Annotated in this window: 29 protein-coding genes; 15 read left to right on the top strand and 14 right to left on the bottom strand. The window is 38.9% G+C overall.

The features are described 5' to 3' along the window. Both AC0L6V_RS11220 and AC0L6V_RS11225 read right to left on the bottom strand, forming a co-directional pair. Nucleotides 1-237, bottom strand: a complete 237-nt coding sequence (locus AC0L6V_RS11220) for a YheU family protein (RefSeq protein WP_265218645.1) — start codon at nt 235-237, stop codon at nt 1-3. Then, nucleotides 238-1,119, bottom strand: coding sequence for a helix-hairpin-helix domain-containing protein (locus AC0L6V_RS11225; RefSeq protein WP_418139031.1), 882 nt, complete (start codon nt 1,117-1,119; stop codon nt 238-240). A gap of 1,122 nt (nt 1,120-2,241) precedes the next feature. Between AC0L6V_RS11225 and AC0L6V_RS11230 the strand changes: the two genes are divergently transcribed. From AC0L6V_RS11230 to AC0L6V_RS11245, 4 genes are read left to right on the top strand one after another with little or no spacing between them, the layout of a single operon-like run. Beyond that, nucleotides 2,242-3,402: a hypothetical protein gene (locus tag AC0L6V_RS11230; protein WP_418139032.1), complete on the top strand. Its 1,161-nt coding sequence runs from the start codon at nt 2,242-2,244 to the stop codon at nt 3,400-3,402. A 1-nt stretch (nt 3,403) separates the two neighbouring features. Further along, on the top strand, nt 3,404-5,380 hold the full coding sequence (locus AC0L6V_RS11235; RefSeq protein ID WP_409419815.1) for a site-specific integrase: 1,977 nt from the start codon (nt 3,404-3,406) through the stop codon (nt 5,378-5,380). 10 nt (nt 5,381-5,390) lie between these two features. Continuing rightward, the gene (locus AC0L6V_RS11240) at nt 5,391-5,918 is read left to right on the top strand and encodes a hypothetical protein (protein WP_265218638.1); all 528 of its coding nucleotides are present in this window, start codon (nt 5,391-5,393) and stop codon (nt 5,916-5,918) included. Continuing rightward, complete coding sequence (locus tag AC0L6V_RS11245; RefSeq protein WP_265218636.1) at nt 5,918-7,285, top strand: site-specific integrase; 1,368 nt, start codon at nt 5,918-5,920, stop codon at nt 7,283-7,285. Before AC0L6V_RS11240 ends, AC0L6V_RS11245 begins: the two co-directional genes overlap by 1 nt. A 174-nt stretch (nt 7,286-7,459) precedes the next feature. On the opposite strand, the gene AC0L6V_RS11250 is transcribed toward AC0L6V_RS11245, so the two are convergent. Then, nucleotides 7,460-7,843: an MbcA/ParS/Xre antitoxin family protein gene (locus AC0L6V_RS11250; RefSeq protein WP_265218635.1), complete on the bottom strand. Its 384-nt coding sequence runs from the start codon at nt 7,841-7,843 to the stop codon at nt 7,460-7,462. A gap of 550 nt (nt 7,844-8,393) precedes the next feature. Continuing rightward, nucleotides 8,394-8,459 (bottom strand): DUF4113 domain-containing protein, encoded by a 66-nt coding sequence (locus AC0L6V_RS11255; RefSeq protein ID WP_409419861.1) that lies wholly within the window; start codon nt 8,457-8,459, stop codon nt 8,394-8,396. Nucleotides 8,460-8,611: 152 nt separating this feature from the next. On the opposite strand from AC0L6V_RS11255, the gene AC0L6V_RS11260 reads away from it, so the two are divergent. The 6 genes from AC0L6V_RS11260 to AC0L6V_RS11285 all read left to right on the top strand — a co-directional run bounded on the left by AC0L6V_RS11260 (nt 8,612) and on the right by AC0L6V_RS11285 (nt 11,806). After that, on the top strand, nt 8,612-9,682 hold the full coding sequence (locus tag AC0L6V_RS11260; RefSeq protein ID WP_265218634.1) for a DUF6765 family protein: 1,071 nt from the start codon (nt 8,612-8,614) through the stop codon (nt 9,680-9,682). A gap of 41 nt (nt 9,683-9,723) precedes the next feature. Continuing rightward, nucleotides 9,724-10,191 (top strand): hypothetical protein, encoded by a 468-nt coding sequence (locus AC0L6V_RS11265; protein ID WP_418139034.1) that lies wholly within the window; start codon nt 9,724-9,726, stop codon nt 10,189-10,191. Nucleotides 10,192-10,301: 110 nt separating this feature from the next. Then, nucleotides 10,302-10,634: a hypothetical protein gene (locus AC0L6V_RS11270; protein ID WP_265218632.1), complete on the top strand. Its 333-nt coding sequence runs from the start codon at nt 10,302-10,304 to the stop codon at nt 10,632-10,634. A gap of 9 nt (nt 10,635-10,643) precedes the next feature. Further along, on the top strand, nt 10,644-10,976 hold the full coding sequence (locus AC0L6V_RS11275; protein WP_265218631.1) for a hypothetical protein: 333 nt from the start codon (nt 10,644-10,646) through the stop codon (nt 10,974-10,976). A gap of 193 nt (nt 10,977-11,169) precedes the next feature. Then, nucleotides 11,170-11,364: a hypothetical protein gene (locus tag AC0L6V_RS11280; RefSeq protein WP_409419817.1), complete on the top strand. Its 195-nt coding sequence runs from the start codon at nt 11,170-11,172 to the stop codon at nt 11,362-11,364. A 187-nt stretch (nt 11,365-11,551) separates the two neighbouring features. Further along, the gene (locus tag AC0L6V_RS11285) at nt 11,552-11,806 is read left to right on the top strand and encodes a hypothetical protein (protein ID WP_265218629.1); all 255 of its coding nucleotides are present in this window, start codon (nt 11,552-11,554) and stop codon (nt 11,804-11,806) included. A gap of 121 nt (nt 11,807-11,927) precedes the next feature. Here the strand turns inward: AC0L6V_RS11285 and AC0L6V_RS11290 are convergent, their stop codons facing one another. The 6 genes from AC0L6V_RS11290 to umuD form a co-directional block, all read right to left on the bottom strand. After that, on the bottom strand, nt 11,928-12,311 hold the full coding sequence (locus tag AC0L6V_RS11290) for an MbcA/ParS/Xre antitoxin family protein (RefSeq protein WP_265218628.1): 384 nt from the start codon (nt 12,309-12,311) through the stop codon (nt 11,928-11,930). 86 nt (nt 12,312-12,397) lie between these two features. Then, a complete protein-coding gene (locus AC0L6V_RS11295) occupies nt 12,398-12,655 on the bottom strand; it encodes a type II toxin-antitoxin system prevent-host-death family antitoxin (protein ID WP_265218626.1) in 258 nt (85 codons plus the stop codon). Nucleotides 12,656-12,917: 262 nt separating this feature from the next. Further along, nucleotides 12,918-13,340, bottom strand: a complete 423-nt coding sequence (locus AC0L6V_RS11300) for a hypothetical protein (RefSeq protein WP_265218625.1) — start codon at nt 13,338-13,340, stop codon at nt 12,918-12,920. Nucleotides 13,341-13,409: 69 nt separating this feature from the next. Continuing rightward, nucleotides 13,410-13,475 carry a DUF4113 domain-containing protein gene (locus AC0L6V_RS11305; protein ID WP_428981177.1) on the bottom strand — a complete coding sequence of 22 codons (66 nt, stop codon included), beginning with the start codon at nt 13,473-13,475 and terminating at the stop codon, nt 13,410-13,412. After that, on the bottom strand, nt 13,472-14,680 hold the full coding sequence (gene umuC, locus AC0L6V_RS11310; protein ID WP_428981168.1) for a translesion error-prone DNA polymerase V subunit UmuC: 1,209 nt from the start codon (nt 14,678-14,680) through the stop codon (nt 13,472-13,474). Before umuC ends, AC0L6V_RS11305 begins: the two co-directional genes overlap by 4 nt. Next, the gene (gene umuD / locus AC0L6V_RS11315; RefSeq protein ID WP_100637257.1) at nt 14,680-15,126 is read right to left on the bottom strand and encodes a translesion error-prone DNA polymerase V autoproteolytic subunit; all 447 of its coding nucleotides are present in this window, start codon (nt 15,124-15,126) and stop codon (nt 14,680-14,682) included. Before umuD ends, umuC begins: the two co-directional genes overlap by 1 nt. 178 nt (nt 15,127-15,304) lie before the next feature. Between umuD and AC0L6V_RS11320 the strand changes: the two genes are divergently transcribed. After that, complete coding sequence (locus tag AC0L6V_RS11320; protein WP_265218624.1) at nt 15,305-15,901, top strand: hypothetical protein; 597 nt, start codon at nt 15,305-15,307, stop codon at nt 15,899-15,901. 40 nt (nt 15,902-15,941) lie between these two features. Here AC0L6V_RS11320 and AC0L6V_RS11325 read toward each other — a convergent pair whose 3' ends face one another. The 3 genes from AC0L6V_RS11325 to AC0L6V_RS11335 all read right to left on the bottom strand — a co-directional run bounded on the left by AC0L6V_RS11325 (nt 15,942) and on the right by AC0L6V_RS11335 (nt 16,897). Then, nucleotides 15,942-16,187, bottom strand: coding sequence for a hypothetical protein (locus AC0L6V_RS11325; protein WP_265218623.1), 246 nt, complete (start codon nt 16,185-16,187; stop codon nt 15,942-15,944). Between the two features lie 65 nt (nt 16,188-16,252). Beyond that, nucleotides 16,253-16,690, bottom strand: coding sequence for an MbcA/ParS/Xre antitoxin family protein (locus AC0L6V_RS11330; RefSeq protein WP_265218622.1), 438 nt, complete (start codon nt 16,688-16,690; stop codon nt 16,253-16,255). Between the two features lie 54 nt (nt 16,691-16,744). Further along, nucleotides 16,745-16,897, bottom strand: coding sequence for a hypothetical protein (locus tag AC0L6V_RS11335; protein ID WP_265218620.1), 153 nt, complete (start codon nt 16,895-16,897; stop codon nt 16,745-16,747). A 617-nt stretch (nt 16,898-17,514) separates the two neighbouring features. Between AC0L6V_RS11335 and AC0L6V_RS11340 the strand changes: the two genes are divergently transcribed. From AC0L6V_RS11340 to AC0L6V_RS11355, 4 genes are all read left to right on the top strand, one after another. Further along, nucleotides 17,515-18,327 carry a hypothetical protein gene (locus AC0L6V_RS11340; protein WP_265218619.1) on the top strand — a complete coding sequence of 271 codons (813 nt, stop codon included), beginning with the start codon at nt 17,515-17,517 and terminating at the stop codon, nt 18,325-18,327. Between the two features lie 515 nt (nt 18,328-18,842). After that, nucleotides 18,843-20,348, top strand: coding sequence for an ATP-dependent nuclease (locus tag AC0L6V_RS11345; protein ID WP_418139035.1), 1,506 nt, complete (start codon nt 18,843-18,845; stop codon nt 20,346-20,348). Further along, nucleotides 20,329-20,796, top strand: a complete 468-nt coding sequence (locus AC0L6V_RS11350; RefSeq protein ID WP_418139036.1) for a hypothetical protein — start codon at nt 20,329-20,331, stop codon at nt 20,794-20,796. Before AC0L6V_RS11345 ends, AC0L6V_RS11350 begins: the two co-directional genes overlap by 20 nt. 8 nt (nt 20,797-20,804) lie before the next feature. Further along, a complete protein-coding gene (locus AC0L6V_RS11355) occupies nt 20,805-22,697 on the top strand; it encodes a UvrD-helicase domain-containing protein (RefSeq protein ID WP_265218615.1) in 1,893 nt (630 codons plus the stop codon). Nucleotides 22,698-22,920: 223 nt separating this feature from the next. Here the strand turns inward: AC0L6V_RS11355 and AC0L6V_RS11360 are convergent, their stop codons facing one another. Then, nucleotides 22,921-23,130 (bottom strand): helix-turn-helix domain-containing protein, encoded by a 210-nt coding sequence (locus AC0L6V_RS11360; protein WP_265218613.1) that lies wholly within the window; start codon nt 23,128-23,130, stop codon nt 22,921-22,923. Nucleotides 23,131-23,165 lie beyond the last annotated feature (35 nt).

Here is a 23,165-nt window from a genome sequence, read left to right on the forward strand (position 1 = left end):
TTAGAAGAGATCGTAGTTATTCAACTCACTTTTCGGAATCATCTTAATGGTTTCGCTTTCTGTATCAAACAGCAATACAGCGTCCCCATTTCGCAACGATCCTAACGCCTGTTCACGCTTCTGAGCCACAGATAAATCATAATCACCATAATCGGTGCCATCACGGGAAACAATATCATCCAAAATAGTTTCTAACGTGTCTGGGGCCAACGAATCGTAAGGTATTAAAGTATCCAATTATATTGCTCCATGTTGACTCAGCAGGGCAATAACCCCCGCTTCGTCAATGATTGGTACATTAAGGGATTGGGCTTTGGTGAGTTTCGAACCCGCTTTTTCACCGGCGACTAAGCAGTCTGTTTTCGCCGATACAGAACCACTGACTTTAGCACCTAATGCCTGCAATTTATCCTTTACTTGATCACGACTAAATTGACTTAAAGAACCGGTTACCACGTAGGTTTTGCCAGAAAGTGGCAATTCATCCGTTGATACTGGCTGCTTTTTCTCCCAGACCACCCCAGCCGCTAGCAGACCTTTAATGGTCTCTCGATTTAATTCTTGATCAAAAAACAGCCTAACGTGTTGCGCAACGATAGAGCCTACATCCTCCACTTCAACCAGAGCATCTTGATCGGCCGCCATCAAATCATCCAGCGCGGTGAAGTAAGTCGTTAAGGCGCGAGCCGTCGCTTCGCCTACCTCACGAATGCCTAGCGCATAAATAAAGCGGTTAAACTGTGTATTCTTTGCCGTCTCAATGGAGGCAAGCAGCTTCTCGACCGATTTCTGCCCCATGCGTTCCATCGCTAACAGAGTGTCTTTTTTCTCACTGAGAGTAAAAATATCCACCGGCGTTTTAACCAGTTCTTGGTCCACCAGCTGTTCAATCAACTTATCGCCCAAACCATCAATGTCCATGGCTTTGCGAGAAACAAAATGCTTTAGGGATTCTTTTAACTGCGCCCCACACACTAAACCGCCAGTACAGCGAATAACAGCTTCGCCTTCTACTTGCTCTAAGTCGGAACCACACACAGGACATGTTTCTGGAAACACCACCTCTGTCGCGTCAGCGGAACGTTTGTCTAAGACGACCTGAACGACTTTCGGTATCACGTCAAAGTGTCACTTTTGAATCATCTTTCATTTTACATAAATATCTGAATTTTTTAAGTTATTTTTAATTTATATCCTACAATTAACTTATTGAAAGTTTCAAAAAGGTAACTAAATTGTCTACTAAACTTAAACTTGAGCAACTATCAGTTCATCTGTCACATGAATCATTCAGAATTATAGAGGACTATACTGATAGCTTAAACCTAGTAAGAAAGCGCGAAGTCATAAATCTATTAGATTCATACATTGAAGCTCTCAGCGAGAATATAAGAAAAAATGACAGTTCAGGACTTCTGAGAGATTTCAAACATATTCGAACTCATCTTTGCCAGAATTTCGTAAGATTAACGGTCTTAAACAAATTAAACCATCTCTATAACGTAACCAAAGCATTAATAGAAAAAGGCGCCATTGCTAGCATATCCCCCTCCCTGACAAGCCCAATACAACTTCGACATATGAAACGTATAAGAATCAGGTATTACCAATCGAATTCTTAAGTAAGGTTAAAAAAAAGACACTTAGTTCTGATGAAATTTTCTACGATACGCTATCAAGAACCTGCTCAACAGAGATAGCACAAAGACTTAAAGAGCATGTATATCAATTCAAATATGTAAAACTACATAGAAGACCATTAAATATTTTTTTAAATTTTATTTCAGCTGAGCATCCTAGATGGTACGAAAATCCAATAATAATAGAAGAATCATTACGCAAGTTCCGAAATAATCTTCTGAAAAATCTCTCTAGACAAACTGCTTATGGACAATTCCAGCACGTAAAAAATTCTATCATTGTCTTACGTGATCATGACCTTATACCAAAAGAAACAGACTTTCCTGACAACCTAAGAAGATGTACAAAAACAGAGAAAGCAAGATTAGATAACCCAATTTTATGTGCAACTAATATTTACGATGAAAGAGAGAAAGAGTTATTCAAGAGCACAACTTTTTTCATAAAAGATTTGTCATCTGAAATTGAATACAACTTAAAATTATTACTCAAAGAAGCAAGGAAAATAGTCTTTGAAGGCTATCGTAATTATAAAGATCAAAAACGCTTAATATCAATTAGTGAAAAAAAGAATTTCTTAAGCATCCTGAGCTTAAAGTCTTGAAAACCAGAAGTTATAGAGGTAAAAAACAAATAAAATTTGAGACAAATCCTTTCCTAAGAAATAGCGACTCAAAATCAAAAAAAACAAGAATAAGTAATCTTATTGCTTACTTCGATCATTTTTATGAATGTTTCATAAATGGTACAGTGAACCATAATATAAATGATCTTGTGTGCACTAATGAAGTTAAGCAATCTCTTGGCTTAACAACTAGGTTAGCATCTGCTATGCAAATCATTATTGTTGAAGAACTAGGAATAAATCCATATTCGCTCTACAAGGTGAAAGTAAATACGGATGTTAATGGGAAAGAGCTAGTACAAGTAACCGATGAAGGCTCTGTAAGACTAAGGGCTTTAAAGCCTAGAGCCAGACAGTCCAAAACAAGAAGTGCCCATGGCTCTTTGATAAATCCAATAGATATTTTAGAAGACGATATAGATGCTGCAACTTGCCTAAAAATGGCTCTTGAGATGACTGATCGAGCAAGAAAGTTTACCTCAAAACAAGAACTTTGGTTATGCTCATCAAAGGAAGGAGTTCAAAATCCAGTACCTGAAACTTTTCAGAATGAATTTAATAAAATAAGAACAAAGGCAGCACTAAAATGTGAACTATTGAATTCAGCTACACTAAAAAAAATTCGCTTTTCTAAAGGGGTTCTCATCTATTTAAACTCCAATGGAGACTCTCTAAAGACCGCTCAATACTTTGGAAACACCGTTAAAACAACTCTCGCAAGATATGTCCCAGACTACATCACCGAACTAGTTTATAGAGTAAAAATCAGATCTTTCCAACATATACTCTTGTTCATGGCTGTAGCTCATGATGAATCACCATCAGATTCACTTGGAATATCTATCGAGAATTTTTCAAACCATGTAAAAAAAGCTTTTGAAACACCAGGTATGGGAGGAGTTCTATATAACAGCCTATTAACACAAAAGTCTGACTGTGAAACCATTGAGCTTAAATATTTTTGTGTATCTCTTAAAAATATAATGCTGGCATTGAAATATGCAAAAGAAGGTGATGACCAAAACCTTAAAGATGATTGTCTAGCTGCAATATCTAAAATCTCAGAAGGACCAATCATTATGAAACAACTCCTTAGGCAAGCACAGAAAAACCTTAATATTAAAGAGGACAATTAAGATGGAAAATACAGGACTCAATCCGTATAAAGAGCTATATGATCCAGATTATTCCGGAAATATAAATGAAGTAGATTGCTATCCAAAGCCTACTTGGATGATTAATGAAAGTGTATTCGACAATACTTGGGAGCTTTCGAGAACTGGTTATGACATTGAGAATTTCAAAAAAAACAACTCTAGAAAACTATCATTTTCTAAAGAAACCTCTTCAAATGAGTTATTAACGGACAAAATAAATCAACCTTTACTTGATGATTTAAGAAACAGCCTACTTTACTTAAATACTAAAGGAAAAATTTCAAGACCAGAAAGAGCCGCTGATATACTATCAACTGCATGCCACCTAATAAAACATGCAAATGAATTACAAGAATTAAATAAAAAGAAACCTATAAGAAGTTTAGCTGAAATTAGCTTTAATCACCTTAAAAGCTACTTACTATCTTTTAAGGTAGAACGAAATGTTTTTGAAAACTCTTTAGATTTTATATTAAAAAACTATGATTATAAAAACAAAATAGACTGGAACTCATTGAAAAAATCACAAAAACTAACAACTAGACAGCTATATAGTTTGAAAGATAAGTTAACAAAGCACTTAGATTTGGAAAAAAGAGATTTAAAATTAGAAAATCGTTATATAAAGCTATACTCAAATGCTTGCACAATAGAATTCGACATAGATCAAAATTTAGAACCAAAAGCTAAAACCATATCTAACGAAATATCTAAACTTCATTCGCTATTCCTCGCGCGCCCTAGCCAAAAATATAAATTCAGGCATGCATCTCAAGATCTTTTTTCCAGCGGAAATAACCTCTTCGAAGAAATGGTTGAATCGAATAAGACCGCCCTAATTCCGGTTAATATCGCACTACATTCAATATCGTCGGCACTTCACTTTGCTCGCTCTTATGGAACAGCGCTTAGGGAATACATATCCGCATTGAGTGAAACTGAAAATACATTAATCAATTCTCATTGTGTAAAAAAACACCATCATTATTTAAATAAATATCAAAGTATAGCTTATGAAAAAACTCCCATTCCAAAATCACTTAAGAATCTAAAAATTCGTTCTTGGCGTAATGGAAATAACATTAATATAAACACTATTAATAATGGGATAAGTATACAACTAGCAGTGAAGCTATATATAGCTTCTATTTGGATACTGATTGCCAGTGTATCTTCAGCCAGATCAAAATCACTTCTTACACTTAAGCGTGACTGTTTCAAACAATCACCAATAGATGGGCTATTTGATCTAGTTTTAAGGATACCTAAAACCTCAGAAAGATGGGAACTTGAAGAGGTAAATAGGCCAATACCAGACATAATATACGATTACGGGTTGGAGTTTGCTGCATTTGTTTGTGAAATTGAAAATAGGCGAAATTTTGTTAATGATGATGGTGATGCATTTCTCTTTAGTCGTATTCTTAATACACGTTCAATATCTGCTTTTACCAATGACCAGGAAGTAAGCCATCTTAATTGGTCATTAAGTGATGATTTCGTAAATAATTGTTTAGATATTTTTTTTGATTGGATTGAATCTCCATTGATTAATGGTAAAAGATGGTATGTCAGAACACATCAATTCAGAAGATTCTTTGCTGTTTTATATTTCAATTTTACAGATGGAGAAGGACTTGATGAACTGTCATGGTTTATGGGGCATGCTAACTTAGATCAAACATTCCACTATGCTGAAGTAGCTCCAACTGATGAATGGATTGAGGAAGCAGAAGTTACTATTGCCAAAATTGGAGCTTCTTTAAATAAGGAAATAAATGCTGATGATGATATTAAAGAAATAATTTATGAAGCTAGAAAAACCTCAAAAATATCAATTATCATAGAACCCCTTGTCAAGAGATTGATTTCTGAGCACAAAGAAAAATATCAGAAAGAAGTTAGATTTTTAAGAATTGATGGTGAGGGAATTTTCTTTTACTTCACTAAAAAATAGGATTTAAAAAATGACAAAATACATAATTGGTGAAACATCATCAGCGGTTAAAAATAAAAAGAAATCTATTACGATTTCAATGGCAAAAAAAACTGAACTTTTAGATTTAATTAATTCACATACAGATATTTTTAAAACACTAGATATGAAGGGGGACTTAATATCCGAATCATCGGTGCACAAATGGAGTGACAATGATCTAGGGGTTATTTCGTATTCATGGAATACTGCACATGCTGAACACAACAAAAAACAACTTAATTTACTTTTAAACTCTATTAAAAAAACAAACAATAGGCTTTCTAATGATAAAAATAATAAGAAAAAAATATTAACAAATAGATCGACTGATAAAATAACAAAAAAACTCAGACAAGAAAACGAAGAGCTTAAAAAAGCACTTGCAGAAGTATATCGTGCTTACATGCATCTAGTCGAAAACTTTAGTGAGGACCAGATAATAGATGATGCGATTAGAAAATTGATCTTAGATCAAGTGAAAATACTTGGGAAACAACGTATTTGGGAAATTATATAATGTCTATTGTCGTTATAGCTGACCAACCAAACCTTGGGGATATCTTAAATAGTGGCAGAATGGCTGAAAAATCGAAATGTAAGCTTCCAATGATAATTTCTAACGGTGGAAGTTTTGATTGGAATGCAAACTCATTTCTCACTAATATTGGAGGTGGTGCAAGTCTATATAACATCAAACCTCTTGCAGGTACGGTCGTTAAAAAAGCATACAATTTGAATTTATTTTGTTCTTTTCTAGAGCATGAAAACACTAGTATTTATGATGTAAACGATACTACTTTATACGAATATGTTGATCATCTAAAAGGAAGGGGAATATTTGACGATACGATAATAAAGCACACTAGGTTAGCTCTTGAGTACATAGTCTATTTATCTAATATAAAACCAGAAGCAATGCTAGCCTCAGATGGGAAATTAAACACAGGAAAATATCAAGTACACTATCAGAGAAAAAGAGTAAAAAAAGGCAATATTGAAATCCCATACCTTACACATCACTGCCTTGAAGGCTTAATTCATATTAGTACTGATGGAGATTTCATTCGCGACCATGAGGTAGAGATGTGGCTTGATGCCATTAATTGCACCTCTTTCCACCCTGAAATCAATGAATTTCTTATAAGTAGGTGGCAAGCTCTCACTACTTTGCTTGATATAACAGGCTCTAGAATCACCGAGGTGCATCAAATTACGAGATCCATGATCAAGCTCACAGCATCAAGCCTACTTAGCAGCAATAAACAACCTATCATTAGAAATATACCTATTGTGAAAGGTAAATACAAAGGTAAAAAGCGAGAGGTGCAAACAACGAATGAAGATATCCAAATTCTTCTTTGGCACATTGAAATGGTAGAAAGTATGTTTCCTGATATTAGCCACGATGCTATATTTGTTGACTCAAGAAATGGCCAGCCACTTAAGGCAACGTACTTAAAAAATTATGCCAAGAAAGTTATTAACGAAAGCAAATACTGTGACGATCTCAGACATGTTTCTAACCATTCTTTCCGACACAGATTCATTACTCTCAACATAGCAAAATCAATCAAGAAGCTATCTGAATCTGGCAGTTTTCATAATATATTAACTGTTGCTGCAAACGCATGTCGTAAAATTACTATGCATGCATCCAATGATACTTTATCAAGATATATCCACCTCGCTAATGAAGTTAATGACTTTACCTCAAAACAAAGCATCAAAGAAAACCAAGTTTCATTTCATATAAAAGTTAGAATAAAAAATATGATTAAGATTACTAACTCTTTAGAATCTAAAGAAATTGATAAAAATGAGGCACTTGATTTACTACTAAAATCTTTATCTGAACTATCTACACTTAACCCCAAAATTAATTAATTTTGCCTTGATACAAGTGATTATAAAGCATTAATAATAGTAAAATGTTTTTGATAATTTTATATATAAAATTAAAATCAGAGCCTAAACAATACTAATCACGTCTGAGTTCGTTACAAGCAAAAAATCCAACTTGTAATTATTTGCAGTTTATCTGATCGCTACACAGCTGATTTAAACAACAACCCCGTGGCTAATCTGCCCTAAAAGATCTCTTACTCTATTTATTCCTTCTTTAGTAACCATAATCGACTCTGGTGACTTACCACCTAACGCTAGTGCAGGTGCTTTAATCCATGATGTCCATTTGTCTTCGTCCCCAAACAGCTTTAGGCCCAATTGATGAACCCTTTCATTCAGCGCTATCATTTCAGATGCTTCAACTGCTTCTAAAATAGCGGCATAGGTGTCAGCAGGAACACAGTAAAATACGGGGTTACCATCCTTCATTACAGCAACTGGGCTGTCTTTTGAATCATTCATAACAAGATCAAGACTGCCCTCAACATCATGAATATCAATGCATTTTTCGGCATGATTTTTTCGTTTAGTGCCCATATCTCTCCCTCGATATAACTTTTAGGTACAATTATGACTAACATGAAAATCCTAGAAAGCTAAGTTTTTATAACAGCACTCTACTTCGAAAATGATTTCTTACCTTCATAAAGTCGTCAACTGAATGGTTCTCTAGCATGAACTCCTTAGCTGATTTACCATTAAAAGTAGGGAGATTAATTGGTTTTTCGAAAAAATCATAGCTATATCCACTTGGTTCACTCAAACGAATCATCTTATCAATACTCGCTAGCAGCGCCAATTTATCAATAGTTTCTAGGTCTAATTGAAAACTCCCACTTATGTGTGCTGTTTCTTTCCATTTATACCAAGTTGGAACAGTAATACTACCAAGAAGGGTACATATTTGTTCATCAGATAAATCCCAATATTCTTGGAGACATTGCCTCTCTAGTCACAAAAAAACACTTGCTATTATTTTGTCTTCTGATGCCTTAGTGTCGTTTTCATTCATGGAACACCTCTCAATCAATCATAATAGTTTGATTTCTTTTAACTAATCGCCTATTTCTATTTTCTGTATTTTGAATTAAAAAAACTTTGGTAACTCATCCCACCTCGTCGTATACCCTGACCATAGGTGTTCTCGTTTCATTGACCATTGTAGTGATACGCCTGCGAGGTGAAGAAGACGTTACCGAGGCAAAATCGACAGTTATCGACGTAAAGCTTAGCCAATCAACTAAGTATTATGCTATATAAATATTACTGCGATTATCTATCGCTCATTTCTATAAGGAAAGTCAAATGCAAATAGACGGACATCATACCCTAACTTATGTCGTAGCCCGTTACGCTGGTGTCGATCATGATACGGCCGAGAAGGTTGCCTATTCGGCACAATATGTAGATGAAGCAACAAATGATTCACAAGTACATTTTGATAATGGTGCAATGTACGATCGAATTGTTTCTGCACATAAAATGCTCGACTATCGGAATACACAAAAACTAGATAACAGCTTAGTTTGGATACCATTTCATTTTTTACCAGGTAATGCTGGGCTTCCCTCAAATGACAATCCAAAAGGGAGCTTCATAAATAGATTAATATGTAAGCCAGACAGTCAAGTGTCTCGAGACATGTTAAAAATGGTGGCTCAACATTGGCAACGACCATATGCGACTCAAATGATGGGAATCGCTATGCATGTCTATGCTGACACATTCGCGCATCAAGAGTTTGCAGGGGTTATTCATGAAGTCAATCGGGTCGATGAATTAGACTCTACCTCTTCTAGTCTTTTGCAAAAAGTCACAGATAAGTTAGTAAGTTATGGAGTATCCGAATCTTCGCCACTTGGACACGGTGCAGCTCTTTCATTTCCCGATCGCCCTTATACTTCTTGGAAATATAAAAATGGATTGGGAGAGGTAATTAAACGAAATAATAAAGAAATATTTTTACAGGCAGCAGATGCAATGTGCAAGGCAATGCAATGCTGGGTGAAGAAAGATTCCACAATGAATATTGATAATCAACCAGGTTTAACACAAAAGCAAAGATCTCTTATTGAACACGCTCTAATTACAATTACTGATGATAGCGGAGAGATTCGTCATAAAGAATGGTTGAAGTGGCTTAAAGAGGACAAGTTCAATCTTGGATCTGTTGACTTAAATTTTGAAATCGATGGTGAGGCGAGCTGGAAACATAAAGCTAGAGGCGAAGGTAGAAAAGTCAACGGCGACCTCAAATACCCATATTCCGAGTCATTCCTAACATCAGATTGGAAATACTTTCATGATGCATTAAAAACCTATCGGCTGGAGGTTATTCGAGATGTACTCCCAAGCTACGGCATTTGTGTTGCTTAGCCTCCGAGAAATACACAATAAATAAAAAGAGCCCATAATCTATGAAGTTTGTATATCAAAGAGTACTGCTCGTTCTAGTGGCATCAGTTGTCCTAGCTGGCTGTGCATCCAACAAGTCACTGATTTTAGTTAAAAACTACGCCCAACAATCACAAGAAGTTGAAGAAGCACTCCTAAAAGAGTACGAAAAAACTCAAGAAGCACGTATAGACGCTATGCTAGCACAAGCATCTAGGGAAGGTATTTCCAGTAATAACTTGGTAGTTCAACGGATAAATAATCAAGGACAAGTTGCGTTACTTCAGAACCTACTTTCTTTTTCACAAAGCGTATATATTCTCTCTTCTGATAATTACGATGATGAATTAAATTCATATTCTGAACAACTTAATTCCTCCCTTTCATCAATTTCAGAGCTTTCCTCTAATCAAGCGTCCGAAAACTCAAAGATTGAGTTAGTCTCAACAGCTATAAATGCTTTAGCACGAGACTCGTACGGAACGAGCTAGATACCAAAATCTAAAGGAAATTCTGATAGGTTCCCATGACTTAATACAAAGTTCATTTCAATCTCTTAGTAATGAGGCTCGAGTCATGGGAAATGATCTCAAAAGTGTCAATGGAGAAAGAGCTTCGAACTCGACTGTACCTGCTGAACAACCCTGATCGTTGTGAATTAAACAATATAGCAAGATGCGCTACACTCTCCCATTCATTGGAAGAGCGTATTGAGGCCTATAGAAAAGCCTACACCTTAAAATCGAAAATCAGTGCACTGAGTGTTAAATTCGAAAACTTACGAAGCTCTTTAAAAGCTGTTCAAAATCTCAATTCCGTGCTTGTTAAGTCACTAAGTCAAGATGGCGAGTTTTCAAAAGAATCTCTGACGAGTGCATTTGAAATAACAAAAGCACAACTAAAAAAACTAAAAGAATTCCAAAATACACTATAGGTCACATGCATGAACGAAACACATGAAAAAACCCAAGCAGAGATTCAATCCTTGTATGATGAGCTTCAAGCATATCTCAACTCAACCATAGCAAGCCCTGAGCTAGAACACCTTTATCAAAGGTGCGATCAACTAGGTGAAAAGTTAATCGATTTTCGTATAGCTCTGATCAGTAATAATTCCATACTTAACCAAACTAATATCGCTGATTTAGATACTTTATTGGTAGAAGTAACTGCTGCAAGGTCGAATATTCAAAAAGATGTATCAACACTAAAAACAGTGTCACAGGTAGCTAGCTTAATAGATAAGGTGCTAGAGAAGTTAATCAAGATCGTATGATTTAAATTTCGATCTTTAGCTCCTCGCAATAATGGCCTCAATATCGTTTTTAAACATATTTAATGTGGTGGCTGCAAGCGAGGAGGAAGCACTGAGTCTAAAGGCCCAAGCAGAATTAATTGGTATAATCCGTGATATGGCGGCTAAAAATGGCTGGTCACATATCGAGGTCTGTGCCGAGGGAGACAGAATTATGATTAAGCGGGCGAAAAACGAAGTAAATGAAAATCGAATAAGTGAAGCAGAACTACTTGAAGGGCTAGATTCCCATACAGCTCACGCAGATGAGCTGTTTCTTAATGTGGATCACGAACTCGCTGAAGCCCTAATAGATCAACTCAATGAGTTAGAGCTGTCTTTTATTGTTCGATCTCGTAAAGACGCTTAAGAGACACACAGAAAGGGGAGTAAACCGTTCCAGACAAAAGCGGACCCCGACTTTATGACAGACCGAAAAGATATCGTTGAAGATGTTGGGCGATTTGATCCAGATTGATTGAGCGGTTGTCTAGTCGATAGCTAAAACCAAATATCAACCAAGCCTCAATTAATCCTAGCAACCATAGGTAAATGAAATGTCAGTGACAAATGAAATAACACAAATGGCCAAAGCCATAGTATCCCAGTTGCCTATTCTGAATGGTATATCTAACTCTGATGAGCACCAACAAGCCCTCATACTTTTAGAAGACTTGATAGAACACTATGATGACAACCTGATCATCATTGAAGCTTTGAGCAATGTTATTGCTCGATATGAAGATGAGTCAGCCGATTTTGATGCTTTCAATAAACGACAAATAGCTCTTAATTCAGCAGCTGAAAACTAAAAGCATTGATAGATCAAGGCCCAGCTAGTATCAATCAGGTCTGAGTCCGTTACGAGCAAGAAATATGACGTGCTATTTGCCATCATCTTAACCTTTGATATCAAATAGCTACACTGTTTACTTAAACTATAACCCCGTGGACAATTTTTCCCAAAAGGTCACTTACCCGCTGCATTCCTTCTTTAGTCCCCATCACTGATTCGGGTGACTGACCATTTAAGGCTAAGGCAGGGTTTTTCATCCATGATGTCAATCTGTCTTCGTCACCAAACAGCTTTAGACCCAATTGATGAACCCTTTCATTCAGCGCTCTCATTTCAGATGCTTCAACTGCTTCTAAAATAGCGGCATAAGTGTCAGCAGGAACACAGTAAAATACGGGGTTACCGTCCTTCATTACAGCAACTGGGCTGCCTTTTGAATCATTCATAGCAAGATCAAGACTGCTCTCAACATCATGAATCTCAATGCATTTTTCGGCATAATTTTTTCGTATAGTGCTCATATATCTCCCCTAACATGACTGATAAGTACAATGATGATCAACTGTCTAGAAAACTAGGTCCATACCAGCTATCAGGATAAATGAACCTATAGTTCTTCACTTATCTGCTGCATATGGTCATTCACAGAGCTATCAAAATAGTGTCCAGCCTCAATATCAGTCCTAGCTTCTAGTAAGGCAATCTCAAGCTCATACTCTCTGAACTTAGCGTATTTATGCAAATCCATCACTACATATGTATTTCTACCTCGGACGGATATAATCACTTCTTCATCTTCTAACAAACCGGCCTCAACAGCAGCCACACCCTTAGCTTTTAAGTCACTAGCAGTAACAACCCACATAAGCTCACCTCTTTTTTCTTACGAATAGTGCTATTAAAAGTACAGTCTGAACTTCCCATACTTTACTAGACCTCCAAAGTATGAACACCTAAAAAAACCACAAAAAATGACTCATCATTGTTCTAGTATTCCAATTATATGCAATTATATTTTTTCTTATAAATTATATGTTTTCTTATAATTGGGCACTTTTCGCTAGAAGTAAGACGACACTTCAGCAACAGGCGCAACTTTAGACTCACTCAAGACTAGATCAAGATTTTTATAACAACACTCTGCTTTGAAAATAATTTCTTACCTTGAGGAAATCGTCAAGTGAAGGGTTCTCTAGCATAAACTCCCTGGCTGATTTGCCATTAAATGTCGGATGATGTATTGGCCTTTTGAAAAAATCATACTTAAAGCCAGGTGGTGAACTTAGGTGAATCATCTTGTATATACTTACCAGCATCGCCAGTATATCAATAGTGTCTTGGTCTACTTGAAGGCTGTCATTAATCTGTGCGGTCTCTTTCCATTGATTCCAAGTTGAAACCGTAATACCACCTAGAAGAACACACATCTGTTCATCTGATAAGTCCCAACGCTCTTGTGTACATTGTTCCTCTAGCCATAATACAACCGTTGCTATTATCTTGCCTGCTGACTCTTTACTGGCATTTTTATTGGTACCTTCATCATTCATGGAACACCCCGCCATCACTATCATTTAAATTTTTAATTCGTCGCTGATTTCCATTTTCTACATTTCGAGTCAATACACTTTCGGTAACTCATCCCACCTGGTCGTATACGCTGGTGATAAGTGTTCTCTTTTCATTGACCATTGTGGTGACACGCCTTGAGAGGCAAAAAAACCTTGCCGAGGCCGCTGTGGTTGATTTTGTCCACGACACTCATTAATGCTTTTGAGTTGATTTTTGTATTATCTGCTTGGAATAAATCTTGCTGAAAAGCGCCATGTTCATAAAAATCCGCCAACATTACACCGCCTTTGGCGTAGCGATAACCTGAGCGATAGATGCGACGAAACAGCACGTCGGCCACTTCTAATAAGTCTCGCGTGTCGTCGGTTGGGTTAGGCAGTTCTGCAGACAGAGTTTTCGAATACTGCGGTTCGTTTGGAATGAATGGACTGGTACGAACAAACACACTCACCACGCGACAAAAGCGTTTTTCACCGCGTAATTTCTCGGCGGCTCTGGTTGTGTACTTGGCAATTGCTTCCCGTAGTTCGCGCTTGTCTGTCACTTTATGGCCAAATGAGCGACTGCAAATGATTTGCTGCTTTGTTGGCCTGACCAATTCCAAATCCAAACACGACACCCCATTCAACTCTCGAATGGTTCGCTCCAATACCACAGAAAACTCGCTTCGAATCGATTTAGGGTCAGCATTCGCCAGATCCAATGCAGTGTTGATTCCTCTCTTCTTTAGCTTTGCCGTGGTGCGACGGCCAACACCCCAAACGTCACTCACGTCAACCAACGCTAATAAACGCTTTTGCCTGTCTGGGTACATCAAATCCACCACGGATCCCGTGGCTGGATATTTCTTAGCCGCATGGTTAGCCAACTTCGCTAATGTTTTGGTTGGCGCAATGCCGACACCAACAGTAATGCCCGTCCACTGATCGACCTTGGCCTTTACTTGTTGGCCGAATGCCAGCAAATCCGTCACATGATCCACACCGGTTAAATCCATAAAAGCTTCATCGATGGAATACACTTCCAGCCGTGGCGCTTCCTCTTCTAAGATGGTCATTACCCGATTCGACATATCCGCATACAAAGCATAATTCGACGAAAAGCACACAATGCCGTGCTTTCTTATCTCGTCCTGAACCTGAAACATCGGCACGCCCATCTTAATGCCCAGCGCCTTCACCTCTTTGGAACGCGCAACAATACAGCCATCGTTATTTGACAGAACTACGACAGGCGTGTGTTTTAAATCGGGACGAAACAACTTCTCGCAACTGGCGTAGAAATTATTGCAATCAACCAAGGCAAAAACCGTCTTCATCAACCGCGCTCGTACTTACGAACCACGCCCGTCACCACACCGAAGATTTCCAATTCGGACTCTTCGGTAATATGAATCGCTTTGTAGGCTTTATTCTTCGGGCGAAGCAACACATTGGGCTTCAGCTCCAACGTCTTCACCGTCATTTCCCCATGAATACAAGCAATTACAATATCCCCATGACGCGCGGTTAACGAACGATCCACCACCAACACATCACCCGAATGAATGCCCGCCTCAATCATCGAATCACCCTGAGCACGCACATAAAACGTCGCGTTCGGATGCGCCACACAAAACTCATTTAAGTCTAAAGATTTTTCAACAAAGTCCTGAGCAGGCGAAGGAAACCCCGCCGACACCGAATCCACATACAAAGGGATTCGCACACTATTGGCCGCGATAAACGCCGCCGACTCAGACACACCAAGATAAGTCACACGCATGATTAACACCAAAATACTGTATAGATATACAGTATAGTTTTAGACAGCGGGAATGACCAAGTGAATTTTTGTAACAGGTAGGATTTCCGGTTTTGCGACCAAAAATGAGGTGGGATTTCAGGAATGACGAACGTTAGGGTAAAGTAGCGAGATCAACTATTTACACACGGAAGACGCCATGTTCAAGACAGCCAAGAACACAATAAAGAAAGCAGCTAAAGACCAAGTCGAGTTTGTTGGAGCCATTTTGACAGGCGTGTTTGTAGGGTCGATTTTCACCTTGGCATACATCAAATACTGGGACACAAGCAAAGTGACCTTTGCCGATATAGGTGGAATGCTGGCAGGTGCTGGGACAATAGGTTTATTAGCACTTGCCTTCAGAGCAAGAACTGTGTGGATGGATCAAATAAAAGCGCAAGATAAAAGCGATAGCATTAAGCAATATCGAAATACGCATCGTGAGCTGATGTCAATCATAATAAAAATCGCTGTTTTCAATAACGATACGACCAAAATTCAGAATACAAACGAATTCGATGATAACCACCAAAAACTACAGTATTGCTTTGATAGCTTCCAGTATGATTTTTTAAAACTAACAACCCTTTATACAACTCAAAAAACACACGGCTTGCTAACACTAAAGTTAGCGCAAGACATGACATTATTTGATAAAAAACGCTTAGAATTCAAAGATGTCATAGAAAAAAGGCTTGAAATTATTAAAATTGAGGAAGAGTTTCTAAGAGAACTCTTCACAACACGTACATAATAACCCACCAAGGGGCTTTCGCCCCTTTTTCTTCCCTGTTCTAACCCTCTCCGAAGTGTCGGCCTGTGGCGTTTTTGACGCGTTCGATGGTTTGGTCGACCCATGCGGGGTTGGTTTGGATTCTGGCGAGTTGTTGTTGGTAGTTTCGGATGGTTTGGATCATGGCCATGATGTCGGTGGCGGATACGACGGCGATGCTTTCGGTTATGCCTAAGGATTTGGCGACATCGTTAATGAGTTTGAGCTTTTCGTCGTCTTGGATAGGTTTCTTGGGGACCTTGGGCAAAGGAACTTATCAATTGCAGATTTAACGTGGGAGAAGTAAGCATTATTGACGAGTCAACCTCTTCGTCACATATACTCTCCAAATTCCATTCGTCGAAGCACTTGGCGCACAACTTCACGACCAGAGTGAGAATCGATCATGTTCACTGGAATCTCCCCTCCAAGGGCAGGAATAGACGAACGCATCCATTCTTTTGCCAAATCTATTGATTCATAAATTTTTGCAGCTTGGATATAAACTCGTAGCAGGTCAATCAGATTGTCCGTCGCAGCAGAAGATAAGCGTTTGGTTTGATAACGCTTACTTAAATTTGAAGTGGTACCGATTGATCGAGCAATCAACTCTTTTTCCCCTATAAAATCTGTAATCGCCTTCAATTGATCACCACTAACCCTCGATCGAACAATCGAAAAATACCCAATTGGCGACATAATATCTACATTGGGAAATACATTGTTGATAGTATCAAGTGAAAAATTTTTCATAATTACAGGCGATTTCATGGGCCATCCATCAGCTATTCTTTTAATCATATTGAACACACTAGACCACTGACTTTAATAAAATTGAGACTCCAAATAGTCTTGCAGCTCTTCAATTCTTTCAGCCATCAGATGCTGCTTCTCTAAAGGAATTTTAGAAATATCCTCAAAAGTGATTGATTTAACAGCAAGAAGAAGCTTTAGACAAAAGTAATTATGAGTAGTCATCTTTTCAATCCTTGAATAAATTATAAACAATGGCAATTTTCCATCCATAAGCGGTATCTACCGTTTCGGTAGGTTTATGTTAGTTTTTGTAGAACCCTACTTCCAGTCCTTATCTCAGTTTCCTATACGGCGGACACTACAAATACTATTAAAAAATAGTCTTAACCTACAATAATGTAGACCAATTTTATAAAAAAATCTAATTTCATTGGTTGTTCCTAGATGTTTAACATTAAGAGGTGTCTAGTAAATAAAGCCTGGGAAGTCCAGACATAACTAATGAATTGTCCTTTTATTGATGGTAACTTACATCAATTCTAGAATTAATATGTGTGGTTAAAATGAAAGGTATCGTAAGCGACGACAAAATCTCAAATTTTAGAGATTTAGTTAATTCTAACTCAAAGTTCGTTTATCAGATTTACAAAGACAAAGGCGGCAAGAACCTCTTTAACCTCGTTTGCTCTTGTATGGATTGGATCAGTGTTTCAGTGCGACACTTAGAGAATGCGCCGGAGTTTGATTCCAACATAGACGTAAAGTGTATGCAGGTCTATTCCCTCATATCATCTATTGACCTAGTCTCAGCGTCAGTAACCCAACTTCATAGAGTTTTTGTGAATGAACAAACAGAACCCTTCAAGGGTGAGAAGAAGAGTTTTGTTAAGCGTCTATTTGAACATGAAGATGACAACACCTACTTTAAGACGCTAAGAGCCAGCTTCGGTGCTCACCCCGTCTCGTTGAATCAATCTAACTCGAGACGCTTTGCTAGTTGGCCGTTCAAGAGCCACTTAAACAATGCTGATTTAACAGTTCACTTATACAGTAGAGAAATTGGTGAAGAAGATTTAACTCTGAATATCTACATAAGTGAGTTATTGAAATTTCTCACAACTCGCTATGACTATCTTGAAGTGATTGCTGAAAAGGTTCAGAGCTTGTTTGAAGAGTATCAGACAGCCCTTTCAAAACAGATCATTGAGGCTAAATCCGATCCGTTAGAACAGCTCTATGTTCTAAGAACTGAATCAGAAATGCGGTTGGATAATGAGTATTATAATAGTGAGATTGATGACCTGATTATGATATTTGAAGCAAAAGTGACTGATGCTGAACTTTTGCATCTGGCTGATTCGTATAAAGAATCACTCCTACCTACGATAGAAGAAATTAAGACCAATCTACAATCAATGAACATCGTTGATTTAGAAGCTGGTTCTGATGTGAAAAGTAGTTCAAACTTTGGTAGAGAATTAGGCTATGAACTGCCAAAGTTCTATACTTGGATTCATTCGGGTAGATATGATCCGCTTTTCGATTACTACTTTGAAAGATTCAATACCGTTACTAAGGGCAAATTTAAGTTCTGTAAAAATGATGATAGAAAGCTTACATTTCTAAAGGTGAAACTGATGTTAGCTACGTAATCATCTTCCCATAAACTGAATAAGTCTTAACTTTATCTGTCAGGTTCGATTAACAATACTCAATCTAATCTGACAGTTGGCAACTGTGCCAGCAACGCATAACCTCTCAAACCACGTTAGGCAGTTTGCCCTACTTTTTCTAATATTTAGCGAGAAGAAAGTGGTGCCCCTGTTCGCTTCATTTGAGCTAGAGGAGTTGATGCCGTCAATTCTAGATAAAGCCATTAAGGGAGAGCTAGTGTGATGACTTTGCCTGCTCCCACCTTGGCATACGACGTCAGTGCTTCGATGTCTGGAGATGACTATCGTAAAGTCTGGAAACAGCTGTCAGGGGCATAACTCACCTGATAACACTGCTTAGAAGCGACTTCAACGTTGCTTTTATTACGGCCCCCCCAAGGTGGCCGTTTTTGATCCAGTAACCGAGACGCGATCACATGGCCGTGCTTTGTCAGTTGAAAGTTTGCAATAGAAGCCCCATCTAATCTGAGGGTATTTAGGAGAGGAGACCTGCTGTGCATATCGAGAGAATAAATCTACATAACTTTAGAAGCTTCGGACCAGAGAGTCAGAGCATAGCTGTCGATCCCGATCTAACCACCTTGGTCGGAGCAAATGGTGCTGGGAAAACGGTCTTGATGCAGGCCTTGCAGCGAATGTTCGGCATATCCAACGAACAGCGGGCAATTCGTCGTCAGGACTTCCATATTCCATCTTCAGAAGAGGAAATTCCACGTCGTCGAACTCTCACGCTGGAGGCCATCATCGCATTCCCTGAATTGGATGATGATGGCGAAGATCACTCTGTGATACCAGACTTCTTTCACCATATGAGCGTGACAGATGAAGGTGGCAAATTGAAATGCCGTTTGCGCTTGGATGCAGAATGGGAAGATGATGGCTCAATAGATGGCTATATTACTACCCAGTTCCGCGCGGTTACTACATGGGGTGAGCCAGGCAACGCTGATTTTCATAATGTACGTCCGGCGGATCGCTCTCGAATCCAGTTGATTTACGTACCTGCTACACGGTCAGCAGTTTCTCAGGTATCGGTCTTTCTGAAAAGTCGACTTTGGAAGGCTATTAACTGGTCGGAACAAGTTCGGTCATCTTTTACTCAAAAGGCCACAGAGCTGAACGAATCTTTTGAAGGTGAAAATGCGATCAGTACAGTTACCGGAAAGCTCACAGAGCGTTGGCAGGAGCTGCACTCTGCTGGAACTGATAGTACACCGAAATTTCGTCCGGTCGACCTCCGCTTTGAAGAATTTATTCGTAAGGTAGAGGTACTGCTGCACCCAGATGAAAGTGGTCGGGATCGGAGCATCGGTGAGCTAAGTGATGGCCAAAGTTCGCTGTTTCACATCGCCATGACTTCAGCCACTCTCGATGTTGAAACCGAGATCTTAGCCCAACCAGAGAGTGAAGATTTTCTTGGTGCAGACTTGCACTTGCCCTCGTTGACTATTTTGGCGCTTGAGGAGCCGGAGAATAACCTAGCCCCATACTATCTATCTCGAATCATAAGCCAGATCAGCAGCCTAGTGCATGGCTTGAGAGCACAAGCAGTACTATCTAGCCATTCGCCGAGCATTCTCGCCAGAATCCAACCAACGCAAGTAAGGCACTTCAGGTTAGCAACAGAATCAAAAACCACTGTTGTTCGTCAACTGACTTTACCCGAAGAAGAGAATGAAGCTGCAAAGTACATCCAGCAAGCGGTGAGAGCCTATCCAGAGTTGTATTTCGCTAGGGTCGTGGTTCTCGGGGAGGGGGCTTCCGAGGAGGTAATTCTTCCTGCTATATCAGAAGCTATGGGCATACCAATTGATAAATCTTTTGTCGCCATGGTTCCATTAGGGGGCCGCCATGTAAACCACATGTGGCGTTTGCTAACAGACTTACAGATCCCTTTTATCACATTACTCGATCTGGATTGGGGCCGGCACGGCGGTGGCTGGGGAAGAATTAAGAATGCAGTTGCCAAATTGATAGAGTATGGGAACCGACCCAAGTGAGATATTTGGGCAAAACCTCAATCCGTTAGGGTACCAACATAACCTTGCTGCATTTGATAATGATCCGGTTTCAGATTGGAATAACATTGATCAATGGGTTCAATGGCTCAGGTGGCACAAAGTTTATTTTTCAAGCCCGTTAGACATTGACTATTCAATGTTGAAGGCTTTTCCTGACCAATATCGAGTTGCCCCAGATGAAAGTTCTAATGGACCATCTATGCGTGGTGATCCAGGCAATGCTGTTATGGGAGATGAAGGGCACCCTGACTTATACTCGGATGATGTACTTAACTTGCGCTGGTACAGATATCTGTTCTTAGGAAGAGGAAAACCAAGTACGCATATTCGAGTGCTTGGCTCTATTCCGCCAGATCAGTTGGCTCAAAACGCGCCAGAAGAGCTACGAGCTTTAGTTCAATTTATTCACACAACCCTTCAAAACTAGGAGGCAAGGTGAAGTTTATTCGACCTGACCACTGGCAGCCGAAGGGGATCGACGATCTTGAGCCAAATGCTTGGCAAGCACTAAGGCAACGAGAGTCCACAAGCATTATCGCTGGCCCTGGAGCCGGAAAGACAGAGTTTTTAGCGCAAAAGGCTGCATATCTGCTTGAGACTGGCCTATGTCCATCAAACAAAAAAATTCTGGCCATTTCATTCAAGACTGATGCCGCAAAAAATCTCTCAGATAGAGTGAAAGAGCGTTGTTCAGAAGAACTCAGCAATCGTTTTATTTCGATGACTTTTGACGCATTCACTAAGAATTTAGTAGATCGATTTCGCATGGCCTTGCCTGAACATCATCGCCCATCAAAGCGATATGAAATCTCTTTTCCATCTTTTCAGCAAGAGAAGCAGCTTATTAGTAGTTTCAGAAATAATTTTTGGAACGTAGTAGGTATCTATAGCTTTACGCAAAGACTCCAAAACATGAATCAGTTTATCGGAAGTGTGCGTATAGGTAATCCCAAATTGTCATGGTTGGAGGAGGAATTTTTAAATTTTTGGTTGAGTCAGCAAATAAACTACCCCGACGGTGCTTCCAGAGTGTCATTTCCGGCGCTAAATAGACTTGCTGAATATATCGTTCGCACTAACGATCATGTTCGAAGATCTATTAGAGCATCATACCCTATTGTGTTTGTGGATGAGTTTCAAGATACCACGTTTGCTCAATATGATTTTCTATCTTCTGTTTTTAAATCAAGTGAGGCTGAGGTAACAGCAGTAGGAGATTACAAACAAAGAATAATGGGTTGGGCCGGAGCTAAAGGTAATGTGTTTCATCAATTTGAGTCTGACTTTTCGGCACATCGACATTCTTTGCTCCTTAATCACCGCTCTTCACCTGAATTGGTAAGGATACAACATGTTATTGCACAAGCTATTGACCATGAAGTGAGAGAGGTTCAGACAAGTAATATCAATTTAATTTCTGGTGATGCCGCTTGGATTTGTTGTAGTTACAATATAAATCAGGAGGCTGCTCATTTGGCTGAGTGGATAGCAAATGACTTGCTAGGTAGGTCACTGAATCCAAGAAACTACGCTATTCTGGTACGTCAAAAACCAGAAGATTATGAACAACAACTATCTTATTATCTCGCTCAACATGGACTGAGCTTACGAAATGAGAGTGTGAAAATAGGTCAAACTACATTACAAGATTTGCTTGCTGAAGAACTGACCATTTTGTTCTCTACTCTGCTAAGGCTGGGACTTGTCCGTCGAAATGCACAAGCGTGGAATCAACTATCATCAGATATTCGAATTCTTCGTAATACGAACCAGGAAGATGAAAAAGCACTACGACAGGTTGAACGCGAGCTAACAAAGTTCATTTCTACACTACGGATGTTAATACAACAGCCTCTGACATGGGAAAATGGTCGCGATGTGTTTGAGCGAACCATAAAATTTATTAACTCAGACGATCTTCGCAGCTCCTTTTCTCGTTACGCTACAGGAAATTTACTTGAAATAAACCTGGCAGCACTCGAAGAATTTTTTACAAACTGTGTTGATACTCAGAACTCTTGGGCAGGTTTGCTAGATGAGTTTGAAGGCACGAACCATATTCCTCTTATGACTATTCATAAAAGCAAGGGGCTTGAATTCGATACAACCATTTTCATGGGGATAGACGACAACGCTTGGTGGTCCTATAAGCAAGGTGATACGGAAGGACTATCGACATTTTTTGTAGCACTGTCTCGCGCTAAACAAAGGGCTATTTTTTCCTATTGTCAGCAAAGAGGGCAACGAACCAAAGTCGCAGATTTTTATGAGTTGTTGACGGCCGCTGGTGTTCAGGAGTATGCGATCCCACCAAGTGGAGTGGCATAGTAAATTTAGTCACCCCATTTGAGGTTTTATAATACCTTTGCTATTTCGTTAACTATTAATTAAGCGAAAGCTTTAACTCATTTATGTCCAAAAACGAGTTATTCCAACCGTCAGTTCTTCGCTCATAGCTGTCTGTCCGATGAAGTCCAAACCTATTCATCGAAACTGAAAGATCAGATCAAGTCGAGACTAATACAGAACATCAAAGGCAACAGCTGAATTCTCAATCGGGGATCAGTAGTTTCGTCGAAATATCCATCGATGCAGCAATGTCCCACAGAGCTTTTAACGTAACATTCACTTCGCCTCGCTCTATTCGTCCCATATAACTGCGGTCTATCTTAGATTTTGCCGCTAAAGCTTCTTGAGAGATACCTCGCGCTTTGCGCTGACTCCGAATTAGCTCTCCAACCTCTTTTGCTATGTTTCTCATTTTTATATCTCAAAAATGAAATACAATCGCTAATT

The organism is Marinomonas sp. G8-14, assembly GCF_055808935.1.